Source organism: Plasticicumulans acidivorans (genome assembly GCF_003182095.1).
Lineage (GTDB): Bacteria > Pseudomonadota > Gammaproteobacteria > Competibacterales > Competibacteraceae > Plasticicumulans > Plasticicumulans acidivorans.
This window is the reverse complement of sequence record NZ_QGTJ01000006.1, coordinates 282,976-304,410: the sequence shown is the minus strand read 5'-3', so window position 1 is coordinate 304,410 and position 21,435 is coordinate 282,976. Positions and strand designations below refer to the sequence as shown.

17 protein-coding genes are annotated in these 21,435 nt (G+C 65.1%); 8 read left to right on the top strand and 9 right to left on the bottom strand.

The window, feature by feature from the left end; genetic code table 11:
• The first annotated feature begins 240 nt into the window (after positions 1-240).
• Genes C7443_RS12350 through C7443_RS12340 form a run of 3 tightly spaced genes read left to right on the top strand, consistent with a single transcriptional unit; the run spans position 241 to position 3,297 of the window.
• The gene (locus C7443_RS12350; protein ID WP_110018923.1) at positions 241-1,464 is read left to right on the top strand and encodes a CaiB/BaiF CoA transferase family protein; all 1,224 of its coding nucleotides are present in this window, start codon (positions 241-243) and stop codon (positions 1,462-1,464) included.
• Positions 1,465-1,519: 55 nt separating this feature from the next.
• Positions 1,520-2,302, top strand: coding sequence for an oxepin-CoA hydrolase, alternative type (locus C7443_RS12345; RefSeq protein WP_110018922.1), 783 nt, complete (start codon positions 1,520-1,522; stop codon positions 2,300-2,302).
• Positions 2,299-3,297, top strand: a complete 999-nt coding sequence (locus C7443_RS12340; protein WP_110018921.1) for an NAD(P)H-dependent flavin oxidoreductase — start codon at positions 2,299-2,301, stop codon at positions 3,295-3,297. Before C7443_RS12345 ends, C7443_RS12340 begins: the two co-directional genes overlap by 4 nt.
• A 70-nt stretch (positions 3,298-3,367) precedes the next feature.
• Here the strand turns inward: C7443_RS12340 and C7443_RS12335 are convergent, their stop codons facing one another.
• The gene (locus tag C7443_RS12335; protein WP_110018920.1) at positions 3,368-3,871 is read right to left on the bottom strand and encodes a MarR family winged helix-turn-helix transcriptional regulator; all 504 of its coding nucleotides are present in this window, start codon (positions 3,869-3,871) and stop codon (positions 3,368-3,370) included.
• Between the two features lie 134 nt (positions 3,872-4,005).
• On the opposite strand from C7443_RS12335, the gene badH reads away from it, so the two are divergent.
• From badH to C7443_RS12310, 5 genes are read left to right on the top strand one after another with little or no spacing between them, the layout of a single operon-like run.
• Positions 4,006-4,773, top strand: coding sequence for a 2-hydroxycyclohexanecarboxyl-CoA dehydrogenase (gene badH, locus C7443_RS12330; RefSeq protein ID WP_110018919.1), 768 nt, complete (start codon positions 4,006-4,008; stop codon positions 4,771-4,773).
• 10 nt (positions 4,774-4,783) lie between these two features.
• Positions 4,784-5,566, top strand: a complete 783-nt coding sequence (badI, locus tag C7443_RS12325; protein ID WP_110018937.1) for a 2-ketocyclohexanecarboxyl-CoA hydrolase — start codon at positions 4,784-4,786, stop codon at positions 5,564-5,566.
• 40 nt (positions 5,567-5,606) lie between these two features.
• Positions 5,607-6,758: a cyclohexanecarboxyl-CoA dehydrogenase gene (gene aliB / locus C7443_RS12320; protein ID WP_110018918.1), complete on the top strand. Its 1,152-nt coding sequence runs from the start codon at positions 5,607-5,609 to the stop codon at positions 6,756-6,758.
• Between the two features lie 17 nt (positions 6,759-6,775).
• A complete protein-coding gene (aliA, locus tag C7443_RS12315; protein ID WP_110018917.1) occupies positions 6,776-8,422 on the top strand; it encodes a cyclohexanecarboxylate-CoA ligase in 1,647 nt (548 codons plus the stop codon).
• A 57-nt stretch (positions 8,423-8,479) separates the two neighbouring features.
• The gene (locus tag C7443_RS12310; RefSeq protein ID WP_110018916.1) at positions 8,480-9,268 is read left to right on the top strand and encodes an enoyl-CoA hydratase-related protein; all 789 of its coding nucleotides are present in this window, start codon (positions 8,480-8,482) and stop codon (positions 9,266-9,268) included.
• Positions 9,269-9,469: 201 nt separating this feature from the next.
• Here the strand turns inward: C7443_RS12310 and C7443_RS12305 are convergent, their stop codons facing one another.
• The 8 genes from C7443_RS12305 to C7443_RS12265 all read right to left on the bottom strand — a co-directional run bounded on the left by C7443_RS12305 (position 9,470) and on the right by C7443_RS12265 (position 21,360).
• A complete protein-coding gene (locus tag C7443_RS12305; protein WP_110018915.1) occupies positions 9,470-11,077 on the bottom strand; it encodes a type I restriction-modification system subunit M in 1,608 nt (535 codons plus the stop codon).
• Positions 11,078-11,113: 36 nt separating this feature from the next.
• Positions 11,114-12,115: a PDDEXK nuclease domain-containing protein gene (locus C7443_RS12300; protein ID WP_110018914.1), complete on the bottom strand. Its 1,002-nt coding sequence runs from the start codon at positions 12,113-12,115 to the stop codon at positions 11,114-11,116.
• Positions 12,112-13,122 carry a virulence RhuM family protein gene (locus C7443_RS12295; protein ID WP_110018913.1) on the bottom strand — a complete coding sequence of 337 codons (1,011 nt, stop codon included), beginning with the start codon at positions 13,120-13,122 and terminating at the stop codon, positions 12,112-12,114. The genes C7443_RS12300 and C7443_RS12295 overlap by 4 nt, the downstream gene beginning before the upstream one ends.
• On the bottom strand, positions 13,119-14,402 hold the full coding sequence (locus C7443_RS12290; RefSeq protein WP_110018912.1) for a restriction endonuclease subunit S: 1,284 nt from the start codon (positions 14,400-14,402) through the stop codon (positions 13,119-13,121). Before C7443_RS12290 ends, C7443_RS12295 begins: the two co-directional genes overlap by 4 nt.
• Positions 14,392-17,364, bottom strand: coding sequence for a type I restriction endonuclease subunit R (locus C7443_RS12285; RefSeq protein ID WP_110018911.1), 2,973 nt, complete (start codon positions 17,362-17,364; stop codon positions 14,392-14,394). Before C7443_RS12285 ends, C7443_RS12290 begins: the two co-directional genes overlap by 11 nt.
• Before the next feature lie 773 nt (positions 17,365-18,137).
• Positions 18,138-19,061, bottom strand: coding sequence for an efflux RND transporter periplasmic adaptor subunit (locus tag C7443_RS12275; RefSeq protein ID WP_110018910.1), 924 nt, complete (start codon positions 19,059-19,061; stop codon positions 18,138-18,140).
• Positions 19,058-19,249: a DUF1656 domain-containing protein gene (locus C7443_RS12270; protein WP_110018909.1), complete on the bottom strand. Its 192-nt coding sequence runs from the start codon at positions 19,247-19,249 to the stop codon at positions 19,058-19,060. The genes C7443_RS12275 and C7443_RS12270 overlap by 4 nt, the downstream gene beginning before the upstream one ends.
• Positions 19,249-21,360: an FUSC family protein gene (locus C7443_RS12265; RefSeq protein WP_110018908.1), complete on the bottom strand. Its 2,112-nt coding sequence runs from the start codon at positions 21,358-21,360 to the stop codon at positions 19,249-19,251. Before C7443_RS12265 ends, C7443_RS12270 begins: the two co-directional genes overlap by 1 nt.
• Positions 21,361-21,435 lie beyond the last annotated feature (75 nt).

The window sequence follows — 21,435 nt, the reverse complement described above, 5'->3', positions numbered from 1 at the left end:
AATCTCGAAGCGGTCAACACCTACGAGGGCACGCACGATGTGCATGCGCTGATCCTCGGCCGGGCGCAGACCGGTATCCAGGCCTTCTGCTGAGCGCACGCCCGCCAGCCGGCCTGTTGCTGTTCCCCCTTTGGCCTGCCCCGGAGCCTGGGCCCGGGCTCCCGTTCTCCAGTGGGCAGGCCATCTTTTTTTGCGCACGTGTTTGTCGCCGTCCGACCTGCCAAGGGGATCATCCGCACGATGAGCGCCGCCCTGTCACACCTTCGCGTCCTCGATTTGTCCCGCGTGCTCGCCGGGCCGTGGGCCGCACAGAACCTCGCCGACCTCGGCGCCGAAGTCATCAAGATCGAACGCCCCGGCCGCGGTGACGACACCCGCAGCTGGGGTCCGCCGTACCTGCACGATCGCGCCGGCGGCGAAACCCGCGAAGCCGCCTATTACCTCGCCGCCAACCGCGGCAAGCGCTCGGTGACCGTCGACATCACCCGCCCGGAGGGGCAGGCGATCGTGCGCGCGCTGGCGGCGCAGTCCGACATCCTGCTGGAGAACTACAAAGTCGGCGGTCTGGCGAAGTACGGCCTCGACTACGCCAGCCTGCATGAGCTCAACCCGCGACTGATCTACTGCTCGATCACCGGCTTCGGCCAGAGCGGTCCGTACCGCGAGCGCGCCGGCTACGACTTCATCATCCAGGCGATGGGCGGGCTGATGAGCCTGACCGGCGAGCGCGACGACCTGCCGGGCGGCGGCCCGCAGAAGGTCGGCGTCGCCTTCGCCGATTTGACCACCGGCCTCTACGCCACCATCGCCATCCTCGCCGCGCTGGCCTATCGCGAGCGCAGCGGCGAGGGTCAGCACATCGACATGGCGCTGCTCGACGTGCAGGTGGCGCTGGTCGCCAACATGGGCTCGAACTACCTGTGCTCCGGGCGGGTGCCGCACCGCTACGGCAACGCCCACGCCAACATCGTGCCCTATGGCGTGTTTCCCTGCCGCGATGGCCAGCTGGTGCTGGCCGTCGGCAATGACGAGCAGTTCCGCCGCTTCTGCACGGTGGCCGGCTGCAGTGAGCTGGCCGACGATGCGCGCTTCGCCCGCAACCGCGACCGCGTCGTCAACCGCGAAGCGCTGCAGCCGTTGCTCGAAGTGGCACTGCGCCGCCGCGACGGCCGCGACTGGATGGAGGCGCTGGAAGCCGTCGGCGTGCCCTGCGGGCCGATCAACGATCTGGCGCAGGTGTTCGCCGACCCGCAGGTGCGCGCCCGCGGCATGCAGGTCGAGCTGCCGCATGCGCAGGCCGGCACGGTGCCGCTGGTCGGCAGCCCGATGAAATTCTCCGCCTCGCCGGTGCGCTACCAGCGCCCGCCGCCGCTGCTCGGCGAGCACACGAGCGAAGTGCTCGGCGAACGCCTCGGCTACGACGCCACGACCCTGCAGGCGCTGCACGAGCAGGGCGTCATCTGATGCCGGTTTCCGGTTTAGATGGCATCCGACACTTAAACAGAGACAAGGAACACGCATGCCCACGCTGATCGAAACGCGGCACGGCCGCGTGCTGCAGCTGACCCTGCATGACCCGGCGAGCCGTAACGCGCTGCACCCGGATATCTACGCCCAGGGCACGGCGGCGCTGCAGCGCGTCGCGGCCGATGACAGCCTCGGTGCCGTGGTGCTCGACGGTGCCGGCGGCACCTTCTGCAGCGGCGGTCACATCGAGCGGCTGAGCGCCAACCGCGAACGTGAACGCGCGGCGTCGGCGGCGGGCATCGAAGCCCTGCACGGCTGGGTGCGCGCCCTGCGCGCCTGCCCGAAGCCGGTGCTCGCCGCGGTCGAGGGCGCGGCCGCCGGCGCCGGTTTTTCGCTGGCGCTGGCCTGCGACCTGATCGTCGCCGCGCGCGATGCCCGCTTCAGCATGGCCTACGTGCGCATCGGCCTGAGCCCGGACGGCGGCGGCACGGCGTTTCTCGCCGCGCTGCTGCCGCGCCCGCTGGCCGCCGAGCTGCTGCTCGAAGGCCAGCCGATCGGTGCCGAGCGCCTGCACGCGCTCGGCGTGGTCAACCGCCTCACCGCCGCGGGCGAGGCCAGTGCCGTCGCGCTGGCATACGCCGCGCGTCTGGCCAGCGGCCCGAGCGAAGTGCAGGGGCGGATCAAGGCACTGCTCGCGGCCGCGCCGGGCCATTCGCTGGCGCAGCAGCTCGACGCCGAGCGCGAGGCTTTCCTCGATCATTTATACGGCGCGGCCTGTGGCGAGGGGCTGCGGGCCTTTCGGGAGCGGCGTGCGCCGCAGTTCGTGCAGCCATGAGCACGCCGGGGCCGTTTTCCACCCGGGTGACGCAGCTGTTCGGCACGCGGCTGCCGATCGTCGCCGGCGGCCTGCAATGGCTGGCCGATGCCCGCTACGTCGCCGCCGCCGCGCGCGCCGGCATCATCGGCTTCATCACCGCGGCGAGCTTCGCCGAGCTGGAAACGCTGCGCGACGAGATCCGCCGCTGCCACGATCTGGCCGCCGGCGCGCCGTTCGGCGTCAACCTCTCGATGCTGCCGAAGCTGGTCGCCGACGAGCGCACGCCGGCGCTGGTCGAGCTGCTGATCGAGGAGGGCGTGCGCTTCGTCGAAACCTCCGGGCGCAGCCCCGAAGCGCTGCTGCCGGCGCTGCACGGTGCCGGCGTGCGCGTGCTGCACAAGGTGCCGACGCTGCGTCATGCGCGCAAAGCGCAGGCGCTCGGCGTCGATGCGGTGGCGGTGATCGGTGCCGAGGCGGGCGGACATCCCGGTCTGGAGCTGATCGGCACGCTGGTGCAGTCGGCCCTCGCCGCGCGCGAGATCGACATCCCGCTGCTGATCGGCGGCGGCATCGGCAGCGGCGCGCAGCTGCTCGCCGCGCTGGCGCTCGGGGCCGATGGCGTCATCGTCGGCACGCGTTTTCTGGTCGCCGAGGAAATCTGGGCGCACCGCGACTACAAAGAGCGCCTGCTCGCCGCCGGCGCCGCCGACACCACGCTGATCCAGCAATCGCTGCGCAACACCCTGCGCGCGCTGAGCAATGACACCGCCGCCGCGGTGCAGGCGATCGAGCGTGAACACGGCGGCGATCTGCAACGCCTGCTGCCGCTGATCGCCGGCCGCATCGGCCGCCGTGCCTATGAAACCGGCGACACCCGCCACGGCGCGCTGTCGCTCGGCCAGTCCGTCGCCTTCGCCGACCGCATCGAGCCGCTGGCGGCCATCGTCGACCGCTTCGAGGCCGAGGCGCTGGCAGCGCTGCAGCGACTGGACGGGCTGCGCGCGGTCTCGTAATCCGCCGCCGTACACGCGCGACCAAAAGCCCCCGCCCGGGGGCTTTTTTCATGGCGCAGGAGCTGCGGCCTCATTCGGATTCTTCGCTGTCGGTGCCGCCACTGGCGTCGATGCGCTTCATGTTCTCCAGCAGCTGCAGCAGGTAGTGCAGCGTGTGGCTCATGTCGCTGATCGAGAAGTCGGCGAGGGCCTGCGCGTAGTAGGCGTGGATCTTCGGCTGCGCCAGCGCCTGCCAGACGTGGCGGCCGGAGTCGCTCATCGTCACCCGCCGCGAGCGGCGGTCGCGGCCATCGGGGGCGCTGCACAGATGGCCGTCGCGTTCCATGCGACTGACCAGGCCGGAGAGGTTCTGCCGGCTGACCATCAGGTAGCGCGCCAGGTCGCCGACGCTCATGCCCTCGGGGTTTTGCGACAGCGCGCCGAGCACCGCCCACTGCTGCGTCGTCAGGCCCTCGCTCTCGACCGCGCGCGTCCCGGTTTTATGCAACATGTTTGCACATTGGTAGAGTCGAAAGAACAACCTGTTGGCCAATTCGTTGCGTGTGATCTCGATATTTTCTGCGGATTCTTTCATGTTTTTCACACGATAAAGTCACGGAAGCAGCTTGCGCAGCGCGTACATATAGGTAAATATATTTACGTAATACAGCAGCCGACTGACAAGTCGGCAGCACCATAGCAAGGCTGGACCACCAAGGAGAAACCATCGTGCAGAAATTCGAAGGCAAGACGGTCGTCGTCACTGGCGGCGGCGGCGGCATCGGCGGGGCGACCTGCCGGCGCTTCGCGCAGGAAGGCGCGCGGGTGGCGGTACTCGACCGCTCGCTGGAGGCCGCCGAGCAGGTCGCCGCGCAGATCCGCAACAGCGGCGGCCAGGCCGCGGCGTTCGCCTGCGACATCACCGACCGCGTCGCGGTCAACGCCGCCGTCGCTGCGGTCGAGGCTCAGCTCGGCGAGATCGACGTGCTGGTCAACAACGCCGGCTGGGACGTGTTCCGGCCGTTCCTGAAGACCGAGCCGGCGCAGTGGGAGCAGCTGATCGCCATCAACCTGACCGGCGCGCTGCACATGCATCACGCGGTGCTGCCAGGCATGGCGGCACGCAAGCGCGGGCGCATCGTCAACATCGCCTCCGACGCCGCCCGCGTCGGCTCCTCCGGCGAGGCGGTGTACGCCGCCTGCAAGGGCGGGCTGGTGTCGTTCTCCAAGACCATCGCCCGCGAGCACGCGCGCCACGGCATCACCGTCAACGTGGTCTGCCCCGGACCGACCGAGACCGCGCTGTTCGAGGACTACAAGCAGGGCGCCGGCAACCCGGAAAAACTGCTCGAAGCCTTCCAGCGCTCGATCCCGCTCGGGCGCATCGGCCGCCCCGACGACCTGCCGGGTGCGGTGCTCTTCTTCGCCAGCGACGACGCGACTTATGTCACCGGACAGGTGCTGAGCGTCTCCGGCGGCCTGACGATGAACGGTTGAGGTGATGACGATGAACTACGAAGACATCCTGTATGAAGTGCGCAACGCAGCGGCCTGGATCACCATCAACCGCCCGCAGAAGATGAACGCCTTCCGCGGCCAGACCTGCGACGAGCTGATCCACGCCATCACCCGCGCCGGCTACGACCGCCAGATCAGCGTCATCGTCCTCGCCGGCGCCGGCGACAAAGCCTTCTGCACCGGCGGCGACCAGTCGGCGCACGAGGGCCAGTACGACGGCCGCGGCACCATCGGCCTGCCGATGGAGGAACTGCACAACGCCATCCGCGACGTGCCCAAGCCGGTGATCGCCCGCGTGCAGGGCTACGCCGTCGGCGGCGGCAACGTGCTGTGCACCATCTGCGACTTCACCATCGCCTCGGAAAAAGCCCAGTTCGGCCAGGTCGGGCCGAAGGTCGGCTCGGTCGATCCGGGCTACGGCACGGCCTTCCTCGCCCGCGTCGTCGGTGAGAAGAAAGCCCGCGAAATCTGGTACCTGTGCCGGCGCTATTCGGCGGCCGAGGCGCTGGCGATGGGGCTGGTCAACGCCGTGGTGCCGGCCGAGCAGCTCGATGCCGAAGTGCAGAAGTGGTGCGACGAGATCACCGAGAAGAGCCCGACGGCGATCGCCATCGCCAAGCGCTCCTTCAACATGGACACCGCACACCAGAGCGGCATCGCCGGCATGGGCATGTACGCGCTCAAGCTCTACTACGACACCGAAGAGTCGCGCGAGGGTGTGCGGGCCTTCCAGGAAAAGCGCAAGCCCGACTTCCGTCGTTACGCCAAATAAGAGCCGGCGCCCGCAACAGCCGACCACTGGAGGAGACCGCATGAACCCTTATCTCGACGACGATCTCGTCGTGCTGGGCGAGCACGCCCGGCGTTTTGCCCGCGGCCGCGTCGCGCCCGGCTTTCAGGAGCGCGATCAGACGCGCGTGCTCGACCGTGAACTGATGGCGGAAATGGGCGAGATGGGGTTCATCGCGCCCGAGCTGCCCGAGCAGTACGGCGGCCAGGGGCTCGGCTGCCTCGCCGCCGGCGTGATCCACGAGGAGATCGCCCGCGCCGACCTGAGCCTGTCGTACATCAACCTGCTGGCCTCGCTGAACGGCCAGATCCTCGCCCAGCACGGCGCGCCGGAGGTGGTCGGGCCGTGGCTGCAGCGGCTGACGCAGGGGCGGGCGCTGCTGGCGATCGCGCTGACCGAGCCGCGCGGCGGCTCCGATGCCGCCAATCTGCGCCTGCGCATGGAGCGCATCGGCGACGAATACGTGCTCAACGGCGAGAAGACCTCGATCTCCGCCGCCGACCAGGCCGATGCCGCGGTGGTGTTCGCCCGCACCGGCTCGGTCGAGGCCGGCGCCCACGGCGTCTCCGCCGTGCTGGTGCCGCTCGATCTGCCGGGCATCAGCCGCAGCCGCTTCGACTGCCACGGCCAGCGCGCCATCGGCCGCGGCTCGCTGTTCTTCGAGAACGTGCGCGTGCCGGTCGACCACCGTCTCGGTGCCGAGAACAAGGGCTTCGTGCAGGTGATGCAGGGCTTTGATTTCTCGCGGGCGCTGATCGGCCTGCAGGTGCTCGCCGTGGCCCGCGTCACGCTGGAGGAAACCTGGGCGCACGTCGCCGAGCGGCAGTCCTTCGGCAAGCCGCTGGCGGCGTTCCAGGGCGTGTCGCACCCGCTCGCCGACTTCGACACCCAGGTCGAGGCCGCGCGGCTGCTGTGCCTGCAGGCGTTGTGGCTGAAGGACCGCGGCGCGCCGCACAGCGCCGAGGCGGCGATGTGCAAATGGTGGGCGCCGAAGCTCGCCTACGACACCATCCACCAGTGCCTGCTGATGCACGGCCACGGCGGCTACGACCGCGGGCCGCTGGAACAGCGCCTGCGCGACGTGCTCGGCTTCCAGATCGGCGACGGCACCGCGCAGATCATGAAGACCATCATCGCCCGCGTCCGCGCCGGCCGCGATGCCGTGCCGGCCTGAGCGGGGAGGGAAGGCTCATGCACTTCGATGCCGTCCTCATCCCGCCACGCCGCGAGCGCCTGCGTGCGCAGAGCCTGTGGCACGATCTGACCATCAATGACGCGCTCGACGCCTGCCTGGCGCAGTGCCCGGAGCAGCGGGCGCTGACCGCCGTATCGACCGAGCGCGGACGCTGCGAGAGCTTCAGCTACCGCGAGCTGGCGCGGCTCGCCGAGCGCATCGCCGTCGGCCTGGCGCGGCTCGGCGTCGGCCGCGATGACGTGGTCTCCTGCCAGCTGCCGAACGGCTGGCCGTTCACGCTGCTGTATCTGGCCTGCTCGCGCCTCGGTGCCGTGCTCAATCCGCTGATGCCGATCTTTCGCGAGCGCGAACTCGGCTTCATGCTCGCCCACGCCGAAAGCCGCGTCGTCGTCATCCCGGCGCAGTACCGCGGCTTCGACTACCCGCGGATGTATGCCGGCCTGCGTGCGCAGCTGCCGGCGCTGGAGCACGTCATCATCGTCGATGGCGACGGCGACGACAGCTTCGCCGCGTGCCTGAGCGATCCGCCGTGGGAGCAGGCCGCCGATGCCGCGGCAATCCTCGGCCACGTGCGGCCGCAGGCTGACGACATCACCCAGCTGCTCTACACCTCCGGCACCACCGGCGAGCCGAAGGGCGTGATGCACACCGCCAACACCTTGTTCGCCAACATCATTCCCTACGCCGAGCGGCTGCATCTGGGCGCCGGTGACGTGGTGCTGATGGCCTCGCCGATGGCGCACCAGACCGGCTTCATGTACGGGCTGATGATGCCGATCCTGCTGCGCGCGCAGGTGGTACTGCAGGACGTCTGGGAGCCGCGCACCGCGCTCGGCCTGATCCGCGAGCACGGCGTGACCTTCACGATGGCCTCGACGCCGTTCCTCACCGATCTGGCCAAAGCGGTCAGCGACAGCGGCCTGACGGTGCCCAGCCTGCGCACCTTCCTCTGCGCCGGCGCGCCGATCCCCGGGCCGCTGGTCGAGCAGGCGCAGCACGCGCTCGGTGCCAAGGTGATTTCCGCCTGGGGCATGACCGAGTGCGGCGCGGTGACCACCACGCGACCCGAGGACGCCGACAGCCGCGCCGTCGACACCGACGGCTGTCCGCTGCCCGGCGTCGAGCTGCGCGTCGTCGATGCCGACGGCACGCCGCTGCCGCCCGGCGAGAGCGGTCGCCTGCTGCTGCGCGCCTGCTCGAACTTCGGCGGCTACCTCAGGCGCGCGGCACTCAACGCCACCGACGCCGAGGACTGGTTCGACACCGGCGACCTCGCCCGCATCGATGCCGAGGGCTACATCCGCATCAGCGGCCGCTCCAAGGACGTCATCATCCGCGGCGGCGAGAACATCCCGGTGGTCGAGATCGAGGCGCTGCTCTACCGCCACCCGGCGATCGAGCAGGTGGCGATCGTCGCCTACCCCGACGAGCGTCTCGGCGAGCGCGCCTGCGCCATCGTCGTGCCCAAGCCGGGACAGGAGGGACTCGAACTGGCAGACCTGGTCGACTTCCTCAAAGCGCAGGGCGTGGCGCTGCAATACATCCCCGAGCGCCTGATCGTGCGCGAGGCACTGCCGGCCACCCCCTCCGGCAAGATCCAGAAGTTCAAGCTGCGTGAGCAGTTGCGCGACGCCTCACGCTGAAAGCCACCCGCACCGACGCCGGCGCCGCGCGCCGGCCGTCGCCTCCCGGAGCCCACCATGCAGGAACAGGAAACCGAATCACCGGTGCTGTGCAGCCGCAGCGGCCGCGTCGCCACGCTGACGCTGAACCGCCCGCGCCAGCTCAACGCCCTCAACGACGCGCTGATGGATGCGCTCGGCGCGGCGCTGCTGGCCGCCGATGCCGATGCCGACATCGGCGCCATCATCATCACCGGCAGCGAACGTGCCTTCGCCGCCGGTGCCGACATCGCCGCGATGCGCGGCTGGAGCTACGCCGACGTTTTCGCCAGCGATTACGTCACCCGCAACTGGGAAACCATCCGCCGCGTGCGCAAGCCGGTGATCGCCGCCGTCGCCGGCCACGCGCTGGGCGGTGGCTGCGAGCTGGCGCTGGCCTGCGACCTGATCATCGCGGCCGACAGCGCCCGTTTCGGCCTGCCGGAACTGCGCCTCGGCGTCATCCCCGGCGCCGGCGGCACCCAGCGCCTGCCACGCGCCATCGGCAAAGCGCGGGCGATGGACCTGTGCCTGAGCGCACGCACCATCGACGCCGCCGAAGCCGAACGCATCGGCCTGATCTCGCGCCTCGTCCCCGCCGAACGGCTGCAGACCGAAGCCGCCGCCATCGCCGCCAGCATCGCCGCCCAGCCGCCACTGGCAACGATCGCGCTGAAAGAAGCCATCAACCGCGCCTACGAAAGTCCGCTCAGCGAGGGCCTGCTGTTCGAACGCCGCACCATGCACGCCCTGTTCGCCACCGCCGACCTGCAGGAAGGCATGAACGCCTTCCTCGATCGGCGCGAAGCGAGGTTTCGGGGGCGCTGAGCGAGGCGGGGGGCCGGTGCATGACGCGGTGAAGCCGGCAGGCACGACACGGCGGACGCTCCAGCCCGCCGGGACAGCAACATCACGACGTCACGGCTTTTGGGTCGAGCCTTTTTGCGTCAATGCATTCCAGGCGGCGAGGGAATCCATATAGTCCCTCCCGCCAGGCCGCGCTTGCCGGGGGAGGCATTCGCAGGTTCGTCACGGCAGCAACGGCAGCCCCAGCTCCGCAAGAAACTGATTGTGGCGCTGCTTGGCTTCGGTGACCTTGTGCTCAGCGGCGACCAAGTCGGCATGCACGGCAGCAAGGTCGATCTCTGCTTCAGCTTCCGCCGTGCTCACATAGCGCGAGATGTTGAGGTTGAAATCGTTCTTCTCGATTTCCTCCATGCCCACCCGCCGTGAGTAGCGCGACTCTTCCTTGCGGTGCTGGTAGGTGTCGATGATCTTGTCGATGTGCTCGGGCAGCAGCTGGTTCTGCCGTTTGCCCTTCTCGAAGTGCTCGGCGGCGTTGATGAACAGCACGTCGTCCGGCTTCTTGCACTTCTTCAGCACCAGGATGCAGACCGGAATGCCGGTGGAGAAGAACAGATTGGCCGGCAGGCCGATCACCGTGTCGATGTGGCCATCTTTCAACAGCTTGGTACGGATGCGCGCCTCGGCGCCGCCACGGAACAGCACGCCGTGCGGCAGGATGATAGCCATCACGCCGTCCTGCTTGAGGAAGTGAAAGCCATGCAGCAGGAAGGCGAAGTCGGCGGCCGATTTGGGCGCCAGGCCGTAGTTCTTAAAGCGCACATCCTGGCCCAGCGCATCAGACGGCTCCCAGCGGTAGCTGAAGGGCGGATTGGCCACCACGGCGTCGAACTTCGGCATCTGGGCCGGGTTGGTTTCGCGCAGCAGATCCCATTCGTTGAGCAGGGTGTCGCCGTGGAAGATTTCGAACTCGGAATCCTTCACCCCATGCAGCAGCATGTTCATGCGCGCCAGGTTGTAGGTGGTGATGTTCTTTTCCTGGCCGTGAATCTTGCCGATGCCGTGCGGCCCCATGCGGTGGCGCACATTCAACAGCAATGAGCCAGAGCCGCAGGCAAAGTCCAAAACGCTCTCCAGCTGCGGACGCTGTCCCGTTGCCGGTTCCTGGCTGTCCAGCGTGACGATGGCGGAAAGGACGCTGGAAATAGGCTGCGGCGTGTAGAACTCGCCCGCTTTCTTGCCCGAGCCGGCGGCGAACTGGCCGATCAGGTATTCGTAGGCATCGCCCAGCGCGTCGCTGTCGGTGCTGAATTGCGTCAGTCCCTTGGCGATTTCGCTGATGATCTTGCATAAGCGGGCATTGCGCTCAGGGTAGGTCTTGCCGAGCTTGTCAGAGGCCAGATTGATTTCCGAAAAGAGGCCCTTGAAGGTACTGTCGAAAGACTGGTTCTCGATGTAGTCAAAGCCCTGCTGCAGCGTGTGCAGCAGCTCGGCGTCCTGGGTGCGGGCCAACTCGGTGATATTGGTCCACAGGTAATCGGGTTCGATCACGTAATGCACCTTGCGGCGCATCTGCTGTTCGAACGCGGAGATGTCCGCAGTGTTATCGACATACCAGAACGACAGGGGGCTGAAGCGGTCCTCAGGCTCCAGTTCCGGGTAATCCGGTCCCAGCTCCTTTTTGGCCGCGGCTTCGTAGTTGTCTGACAGATAGCGCAGGAACAGAAAGGCCAGCATGTAATCGCGGAAGTCATCCGCGTTCATGGCGCCGCGCAACTGGTCGGCGATGGTCCAGAGGGTCTTGCCCAGTTTTTGTTTTTCGAGATCGGTCATGGTGAATTCATGGTTTGTCGTTGTGCGGCATCGGGCTCAATCGCTTCCCTCGATCAAACGTTTTTCCCGTTCGATCTCGGCAATCAATTCCGCTTCGGTCGGCAGCACGCGCTGATATTTGGAAGCGAAAAGTTGCTGGCTCCCCTGGAGAATCGAGTATTTGACGACGGTTTCATCCTTGCTGTCGCACAGGATGATGCCGATGGTGGGGTTGTCATCTTCGCCGCGTTTGAGGTCGTCGAACATGCGCACATACATGTCCATCTGACCGATGTCCTGATGGCTGAGCTTGCCGGTTTTCAGGTCGATGATGACAAAGCACTTGAGCAGATAGTTGTAGAAAACCAGGTCGATATAGAAATGGCTGGTTTCGGTGCTGATGCGCATTTGCCGGGCGACGAACGAGAAGCCCTTACCCAGCTCCAGCAGGAATTTCTGCAACTCATCGATGATCGCCTGCTCCAGCCGGCTCTCCTTGAGTTGTCCGGCTTCCGGCAGTTGCAGGAACTCCAGCACGTAGGGGTCCTTGATGAAATCGCCCAGCGCATGAGCGCTGGCCGCGTCCCCCTCCGCCTCGCTTGCCTGTGAGGACAGCAGGCGCTGGAAGCTGTGCGTCTGAATGTTGCGCTCCAGCTGCCTGACGCTCCACTGCTGCGCAGCCCCCTCCGTCAGGTAATAGGTCCTGGCCTTGGGGTCATCCACTCGCATGATGAGCCGGTTGTGGCTCCAGCTCAATTTGCTACACACCGTGTAGCAAATCTCCTGATCGGGATAGGTGAGATAGAACTGGCGGAAGTTGCGCAGGTTGGCATATGAAAAGCCCCTGCCAAAATCCGACGTCAGCGCCTTTGAAAGGTTCTCCAGCAAGCGGCTGCCGTATTCCGCCTTGTGCTGTCCGCGCTGTTCCTCTTCAACGATCCGCCGGCCAATCAGCCAGTAAGCCTCCACCATCGCCGCATTCACCGCCGAACGTGCCTTGCCGCGCGCCTGTTCGAGGATGGCCTTGATATCCGTGTGGAAAGTGCCCAACGCACTCATGGCTTGGGTCGCTTTTTCAGGGTGTTTTCCAGCGCCTTCAACTCAGCTTCGTCTTGCATATCTGCGGCGCAGGCATCTTCGGCCTTGCGGCGTTGGTCGTAATCCAGAAACAGCGTGCCCACCTTTTGTTCCATGCGGGCATGGCTGACGGAACCCGCGCCGCTTAGCAGGGGAAAGCCATTGGCAGTAATGATCTGGCCCACGTTTTCCTGCCAGAAGGCCATGGGCGTGATGGTCTGGCGTTTGGCGCGCAACTCGGCCGTTTCCAGAAAGATCACCACCAGCCGGTTGAGGGTATCGATTTCGTCTTCAGACAGATAATTCTTGGCGACGACGACGTCCTGCTTGCGCACCTGCGCGCCCTTCCAGGTCAACAGGCCGAAATGCGGATCGGCGGCATTGGCCCGCGCCAGGATCAATTCGGCGGCGGTCTGCTGCGTCACCGCATAGAGCAGCAGGTTCTGCACGGTGGCGAAGAATTGCTGGGTGGCCGTGTCGGTCTTGTCGTAATCGCTGGAGAGGGCAAAGAGGTCGCGTACCTTCTGATAAAAACGCTTTTCCGAAGCGCGAATGTCGCGGATGCGCGCCAGCATCTCGTCGAAGTAATCCGGGCGGCCATCCGGGTTCTTCAACCGCTCGTCGTCCATGACGAAGCCCTTGAGCAGGTACTCCTTCAGCACCGTGCTCGCCCAGCGGCGGAACTGCACCCCGCGCGTCGAACGCACGCGATAGCCGACGGCCAGGATGGCGTCGAGCTTGTAGAGCGTGAGCGGGCGGCCGACCCGGCGGCTGCCCTCGGTTTGAACCGTCAAGGATTCCTTGACAGTTGCCGCCGGGTCCAGCTCCCCGTCGGCAAAGACATTTTTCAGATGCAGCGAGATGTTCTGCTTGGAAGTCTGGAACAGCTCGGCCATCTCCGATTGAGAGAGCCACACCGTGCCCCCCTCAGCACGTAACTGGATCTGGCTCTTACCATCTTCGCTGGTGTAGAGAATGAGCTGCGTCATGCGGGAACCTCATCCGGCACCGGGAATAACTGCTGCATCAGACCCTTTTTGTGGGTCTTGAGGGCGTCCAGCTTTTGGGTTTCCGCTGTGATCAGTTCGTCGAGGGATGACAGGCAGTCGGCGATTTTTTGTTGTTCTGGAATGCTCGGAAATTTAACCTGAGCACCAAGAATATTCTCGTTGTAAAGTCTTTGAATAGCTCCGACGCTTGGTGCCCAATTAATCAATTGGTAGATATATAGTAGAAAACCATCTGCAATTAAGTCTTCATCGCTCTCAAGCCAAACAATGTTCGAGTCTTGAAAGTACGCAAGTTCACCGTTATAGCGAACCGTCCTTCCAATTGTCCCCGCAGCAGAAATAAGCACTGCTCCATTCTTCGGAAATGGATAACTGTTCCTGAAATTCTCAAAAATCTCTCTCGAGATATATGCGTCCGGCACACCGCCAAACGTACCAATTTTGTAAAATGGTATATCGCCACGCGGGCTGGTTTGCTCTTTGAGAATGCGTTTGCACATCCGCACATTTCCAACTTCACCCAGCCGCTTCTCGTCCCACTCGCCCGCCTCCCGAAACTCCGGAAACCGCAGCCGTGGGACGGTTTCGCCTTCGCGGGGGAAAAGCTGCTGCATCAGGCCCTTTTTGTGGGTCTTGAGGGCGTCCAGCTTTTGGGTTTCCGCCGTGATCAGTTCGTCGAGGGAAGATAGGCAGTCGGCGATTTTTTGTTGTTCGGGCTGTAGCCTAGGAACGGGGTGGTCGAGTTCCTCCAAATCAGAGTTCTTCAAGTTGTTGATGTTGCCGCCACCTATCGCAACTGAGACAAACTTGGCGTATTTCGGCGTTTGAAAAATCAGCTTCGCAAACTCAACAGAAGGTCGAAAAATCGAACAGAACGCGCCGACGGTTAAATGGCCATCGTAGTCGCCTCGAAACTCCGCACTTTTCCCGACAAGAGCCTTGCTGCCATTTGACATGCAAATTGCGATGTCTCCACTGCGCAATTGAATATCGTCAGGACATGGTTTATCGACAAAAACAAGGTCCTTGTCCAAAACGAGGGTGCCATCCTGAATATTGCTCGAACGTAGTACCAGAAGTCCCTCTTCAGCCACTTCATCTGCTGAGTAAGTGAGGCCCCGAAAGAAGGCCCCCATGGTTTTTAGAGGTTTGCTTTCCCACTCGCTCGCATCCTGAAATTCGGGAAACCGCCGCCGTGGCACCAGCGCCGACTTATTGCTGTTGTCTTTCCTCATCGCATCCGTGCCCTTACTGCTCATACGCACTCAGCCCCGAAATTTCGCGTCCTTGAGCCAGCTTGTGCAGCAGCGGCGTCAGGTCCCCCACCAGCGCCAGTTCGGCCTGGGTGCGCGCCTTCCAGCCCAGGCCCAGCGGGGCCATCAGCTCGCTCAGGCGTTCGCCGTCGAAGATACGGCGGCGTAGCACTTCGTCCACGAAGGCTTGCAGGGCGGCGGCGTCCAGCTTGTGCTTGGCGGCAATATCGGTGAGTTCGCGGGTCTTCTTCTCGGCCTTGAAGCGTTCGTAACCGGCGCGGATTTCCGGCTCGATCAGCTTCTCGCCCAGCGGCAGGCTGCGGATGTATTCGGCGATGTCGTCGCGCTCGTCGATGAACTTGGCGTCGGCCTGGATGAGGCCAATCAGTTGCTCGCGGTTCATCGTGGTCTTGCCGGGTTTCTGCGCCGTCATCCGGGCGATGAGACCCATGATGTAGTCGTAATCGATGAGGCTGGAGGCAAACAGCACGAACTCGAAATCGAGCTGCTGCACGGCGGGTGGTGCCTGCTCGCCTTCCTTGGTCTGCTGCTCTTTTAGACGCTTGGCGGTTTCCAGATAGGTGCTGCGGAAGCTCTGCAACTGGTCCTGCGGCAGGATGGCTTCCATCTTTTCTTTCTGCTCGGGAACTAGGTCGGTGTACTGGTCGAGCTGGGTCCTGAGGCGCTGTACTTCCTTGAAGCGGTTGACGAATTCGACACGGGCGGTGTCGCCCTGGAGATTGAAGACCTGCTCGGGTTCGCAGACCAGATTCTTCTTCTTCATAAAGTCCGCCATGCCCGCGACGGCGGTTTCGTACTTGCGCAGCACTTCGGCGGCCGGCTCGACCAGCCAGATTTCGCGCGGGTTGTCGATCCTCTCGCCGGAGAAGAGGGCGATGGCTTCGTCTACGCCCGTCTGCTGCTGGCGAAAGTCGAGCACGTTGCCGTAGGGCTTGCTGTCGTTGAGCACGCGGTTGGTGCGCGAGAAGGACTGGATCAGGCCGTGGTGCTTGAGGTTCTTGTCCACGTACAGAGTGTTGAGGTACTTGGAGTCGAAGCCGGTGAGCAACATGTCCACGACGATGGTGATGTCGATCTTCTGGGCATGGGACAGGTCGGCATTGGGGTACTGCTGGTCCTTGATGCGCTTTTGCACGTCCTGGTAGTAGAGGTCGAATTCGCCGATGCGGTGGTTGGTGCCAAAGCGGGCGTTGTAGTCGGCGATGATGTGGGTGAGCGCCGCTTTCTTGCCTTCCGGGTCTTGCTGGTTGTCGGCTTTTTCCTGCGGCAGGTCTTCCTGAATCTGCTGCACGTCCTTGTTGCCTTCGGCGGGCGGGGAGAACACGCAGGCAATGTTGAAGGGCGCGAAGTCCGGGTCTTGCTGCCGCATTTCATCCTGCACGGTCTGGAACAGTGCGTGGTACTCGATGGCATCAACGATGCTGGCGGTGGCGAGCACGGCGTTGAACTTGCGCTCGGCGGTGGCGGCGTCGTGCTTGGCCAGGATGGCCTCGATCACCTTGCGCTTGGCGAGGGCTTCACCGGCTCTGGGCTGATGATTGCCCTCCGGCTTGAAGTAATCGATATGGAAACGCAGGACGTTACGGTCCTCGATGGCGTGGGTGATGGTGTATTGATGCAGGCAGCGCTGGAACAGATCGTCGGTGGTGCGATAACTGGCCTGCTGGCCCTCGATCTGCTGATAGCTGGCGTTCTGCTCGAAGATGGGCGTGCCGGTGAAGCCGAACAGCTGGGCGTTGGGGAAGAACTCCTTGATGGCCTTGTGGTTATCGCCGAATTGCGAGCGGTGGCATTCGTCGAAAATGAACACCATGCGCTGCTTGCGCAGCGGTTCCAGGCGCTCCTTGTAGTTACGCTTGTTGCTGCCGTCGAGGGCCAGGCCCAGCTTCTGGATAGTGGTGACGATGACCTTGTCGGCGTAGTCGTCGGAGAGCAGGCGGCGCACCAGGGTTTCGGTGTTGGTGTTTTCTTCGACGCAGCCTTCCTGGAAGCGGTTGAATTCCTCGCGCGTCTGGCGATCCAGGTCCTTGCGGTCCACCACGAACAGGCATTTGTCGATGTCCGGGTTGTCCTTGAGCAGGGTGGAGGCCTTGAACGAGGTCAGCGTCTTGCCGCTGCCGGTGGTGTGCCAGATGTAGCCGTTGCCGCAGTTCTGGTGAATGCACTCGACAATGGCTTGGACGGCATAGATTTGATATGGCCGCATCATCAGCAGCTTTTGCTCGCTGGCCACCAACACCATGTAACGGCTGACCATCTCGCCCAGGGTGCACTTGGCGAGGAACTTGTCGGCAAAGGCGTCGAGGTGGGTGATCTTCTTGTTGTCCGGGCTTGCGAACTGATAGACCGGCAGGAAGCGTTCGTCGGCGTTGAAGCTGAAATGCCGCGCGTTGTTGTTGGCGAAGTACCAGGTGTCGGTGCGGTTGCTGACGATGAAGAGCTGGATGAAGCACAGCAGCGTCTTGCCGTAGCCATTGCCGGGGTCGGTCTTGTAATCGACGATTTGCTGCATGGCCCGGCGCGGGCTGACGGCCAGCGTTTTCAGCTCGATCTGCAGCACCGGCACGCCGTTGATGAGCAGCATCACGTCATAGCGGTGATAGCTGTTGTCGGTGTTGATGCGTAACTGATTCACGACCTCAAAGTCGTTCTTGCACCAGTCACGGACATTAACCAGGGTGTAATTCAGCGGCGTGCCGTCATCGCGCTCGAAGCTGTTGATATTTCGCAGCGTCTGGGCCGCATTGTAGACATCGGGTGTGATCGCGCTGTCGAGCAGGCGCTGGAATTCAGCATCAGTCAGGCGCACCCGGTTGAGTGCCTCGAATTTCTCGCGGAAATTGGCTTCCAGCGCAGCGCGGTTACGGATGTCCGGACGGTAGCTGTACTTGAGATCGCTCAGCTTGGTGATCAGCTCGCGCTCGATTTGTTGTTCTGATGTCGTCATGAATCCTGCCCCAAGATACCGAATGGCGTATTGCCGTCATCACTCCTGAACGGCCTGCGGCAGTTTGCGTGCACCGGGCTCATCCATGGCAAAACCATGCAAGCATGCAACGAAGTTATGAATCATCGTGACTTTGATGTGCATGCTTGCCGGGTGAATAAAGCCCTATTCCACTAATGCATGCGTCCGGGATGATGCAAGAGCTTCAGCCTCTCAAAGGCTGGAGCCTCATCAAATTCCCCGTGGCAGCGCACCCTACGATTGAACCGCCCCCAATCTCTTGAGTGAGAAGCGCACAGCGATCGCCGCGATGCCCAGCAGGAGCAGATCCACCGGGATGAGATACGGGAGCGGGTCGACCTACTTATCCATGTTTGTCGTTCGGGAGTAATAGGGTGGACCTGAGCCATAGGCTTCAGACAGCGCGCTGAAGTTGATCCACGCGGTCACGAGACACAGGCCCGCGCCCAGAAGCCCCGCCATGAGCGGTGCAAAGGACTTCTTCATTGGGATTTCACCGGGTGCCTGACGCTTGGATGGCTCTGGCACTGCTTCGTGGCTGGCTCGGATCGACATTCGTTGGTGAATGTATCCGTGTGCCTGGTGAGGTCAAGCCACCCGGCAGGGCAGTCGATCAGATCAGCTCCCGCGCCATTGTCGTCAACGGCGCTCCATGCGTTCGATGAAGCACGACAGGTTCAACTGGAGCGGGCGCGACAGGATAAGGGGCACAGGTCTCAAAAACCTCGGCCCGCTGAGCCGCGCTCTGCCGCTCAAACCCCCGAGCGCTCCGCCGGTCGCGGCCACAGTGCGGCGCGCAGGTCGTGCCAGAGGCCGGTTGCTTCGCCGATGACGATGGTGCAGCTCATGCCGGCGGCGAGGGCGAGGTCGGGCGGGGCGTCTTCGAGGTGGATGCGCACCGGGATGCGCTGCTCCAGGCGCACCCAGGTGAACACCGGGTTGACGGTCGGCAGCATGGCGCCGTCGGCACCGGCGTTCTGGTCGGCGATGCCGCGGCTGATGCTATCGACGCGGCCGTGCAGCGTGGCGCCGCCACCCATCATGTCGATGCTGGCGCTGTCGCCGGGGCGGATGCCGCCGAGCTTGGTTTCCTCGAAGTAGCCGACCACCCAGAACGAATCGCTGTCGACCACGGCGACGCGCGCCTGACCGACCTGCACGTAATCGCCGCTGCGCAGGTGCAGGTTGGTGACGTAGCCGTTGACCGGCGAGCGCACGGTGGCCCGTTCCAGATTCAGCCTGGCCAGCGCCACCTGTGCCTGCGCGGCCTCGACGGCGGTTTCGGCCATGCTCAGGGTGTTGCGGTACTGCTCTTTTTCCTCGGCGGAGATGGCCTGGTCACTGAGGCTGAGACGGCGCTTGGCGTTGCTGTTGGCGATGCGCTGGGCGTCGAGTTCGCGCTTGAGCGCGGCCTCGGCCCCGGTGAGCGCCAGCTGGTAGCGGGCCGGGTCGATGACGAACAGCACGTCGCCCTTGTGCACGAAGCCGTTGTCGCGGGCTTCGACGGCGATCACGGTGCCGGCGACTTCCGGCGCGATGCTGACCACTTCGGCGCGGATGCGCCCGTCGCGCGTCCACGGCGCGACCATGTAGTGCTGCCACAGCGCCAGCGTGAGCAGCACCGCCACGGCGGTACAGCCGAGCGTGACGGCGACGCGGATGACTTTGGTCTTCATTGGTACACCACGAGACTGAGAATGATGATGTAGAGCGCCAGCTCGAACAGGCCGGTATGCCAGACCTTGAACAGCCAGCCGCGGCGCGCGAGCAGCCAGCGACACAGCAGAAACGGCGGCAGCGCCAGCAGCAGATGCCAGGCAAACGGCGCAAAGACGATGCCGAAGATATTGATTTCTTTAAGCATCACGATTTCGTCAACAGGCTGAAGAATAAACGGTGGCGACCGAGCAGAATGCCGATCTCGGCGAAGGCGGCGGCGCTGCGCAGCCGCGTGCGGCCGTCGTCGCCGGCGTCCGCCGCCAGGGCCAGCAGGCGCTCGGCGGCCTCGTGGCAGGCGCGCACGGCGCGGCGCGGCGCCTGCGGCAGTTCGCGCAGGGCCGCCACCGCCGGCGCGCTGGCCAGGCGGGCGGCTTCGTCGTCGCGCAGGGCCACGCGCAGGCGCAGCACCTCGCGGCCGATGCGCAGCGCGGCAAAACCGCTGCGCATCAGTCGCTCGCGCAGGCTGCCCTCGGCACGCAGACGGGCGCCGAGCTGGACCAGGCGCTCGTGCATGCGGCTTTCCCAGTGCGGCGCGGCGTCGAGCGAGCGTTCGCGGATCAGCAGGTAGAGGTCGTCATGGATCGCCGCCACCAGCGCCCGCACGTGGCGGCGCGAGCCGACCGGCAGCACCAGCCGGTAGACCACCGCGGTGATGATCGCGCCGCCGACCGTGGCCAGCGCCGAGTTCAGCAGGGTTTCCGGCGCGTAGACCATCGGGTTGGTCGGGGCCAGCAGCGTGATGAAGAACACGTAGAAGCCGACGCCGATGAAGGCGGTGGCGGGACGCATCGAGGCCACCACCGCGAGCAGCAGCGGAATGCCCAGCGCCAGCGCCAGCAGCGCGAAGCCGGAGATCTGCGGCAGCACGGCGATCAGGTAGAGGTACGCCGCCAGCGAGGCCAGGCTGCTGCCGATGACGAAATCCACCGCGTCGCGTGCCGGATGGTCGCGCAGCGACAGCAGGCCGATGTTGGGCACGATCATCGCCAGCATCAGCTCGCCCATCGGCCAGGCGCTGACGAACCACAACGCGCCGGCCAGCCACACCACCAGCGCCGAGCGCGTGGCGTTGATCGCCGCCCAGCCGTAGTCACGATGGTGGGCCAGGCGCACGCTGCGGCGCAGCGGGCGCTGGCCGCTGAGCGCCGCCAGGCCGTCGAGGCACAGCGCCAGCTCGTCGGCCAGCTCGCGCAGGCGGTCGAGCACGCTCAGGCGCGCCAGATCGTCGGCGACGAACGCGCTTTCCAGCCGGGCCGCACAGGCGGCGAGCTGCGCCTCCTGCACCTCCAGCTGCGGTCCCGGCACCACGCCGGCGGCGAGTGACTGCAGCACCGCCCCGAACTCATCGAGCGTTCCGGCCAGTGCCGCGCGCTGTGCCGCCGGCAGGCGCGCCAGCGCCTCCTGCGCGGCGGCGGCGGCGGTCAGCGCGCCGAACATCGCCACGGCGGTGCTGCGCAGCGCGCGCGACAGTTCGGCAACGCCGACCGAGCTTTCCAGCGCGGCGAATTCGAGCAGGGCATCGAAGCCGGAGATGGTCGCCGCCAGCTTGCGCCGCGGTTCGCGCAGCGCTTCGGCATCACAGGTGGTCAGTGCCTGGCGGGCATAGGCGGCGAGCGCCGTGCAGGTGTTGGCGAGCGCCGTGCTCAGCGAGCGCTCGGCCGAGCGCACCGAGGTCAGCGAGGCCACCACCGCCGAGCAGACGATGCCGAGGCCGACCGTCGACACCCGCGCCACCGTCAGCGCGAAGATGTCCTGCGGATGGCCGTAGGCGGGCAGGGCGATCAGCGCCACGGTGTAGCCGGCGAGGATCGCGCCGTAGGAACGGAAGCTGCGCAGCAGCGTCGAGGCGAAATTGCACACGGCCATCCACAGGCCGAAGCTGAGGATGAACATTTCCGGGTGCTGGGCGAAGGCGGCGGTCAGCAGCAGCGCCATCAGCGCACCGATCAGCGTGCCGCCGAGCCGGTACAGGCTTTTCGCCAGCACCATGCCGTGCATCGGCTGCGCCACCAGCAACACCGTGGTCGCCGCTGAAAACGGCGTGCTCAGCTCGAACCAGTAGGCCAGCCACAGCGCCAGCAGCGCACCGAATACCGTGCGCAGCGCGTGCCGGTACACCGGCGAGGGGTTCAGCGCGGCCGGCCAGTGGCGCAGGCCGCGCGCGCCGCGGCCGGCAAGGCGCCACACCGCGGCCGTGCCGGCGCCGAGCACGGCGCCGGCACGCGGCCACGGGCAGCGGACGGAACAGGCGGTCATGGATACGTTTCTCGTTTAAATCGGCGGGTGTTTTATGCACACGCAGTCTTCCGAGCGGATCGATGGCGCGTGAAG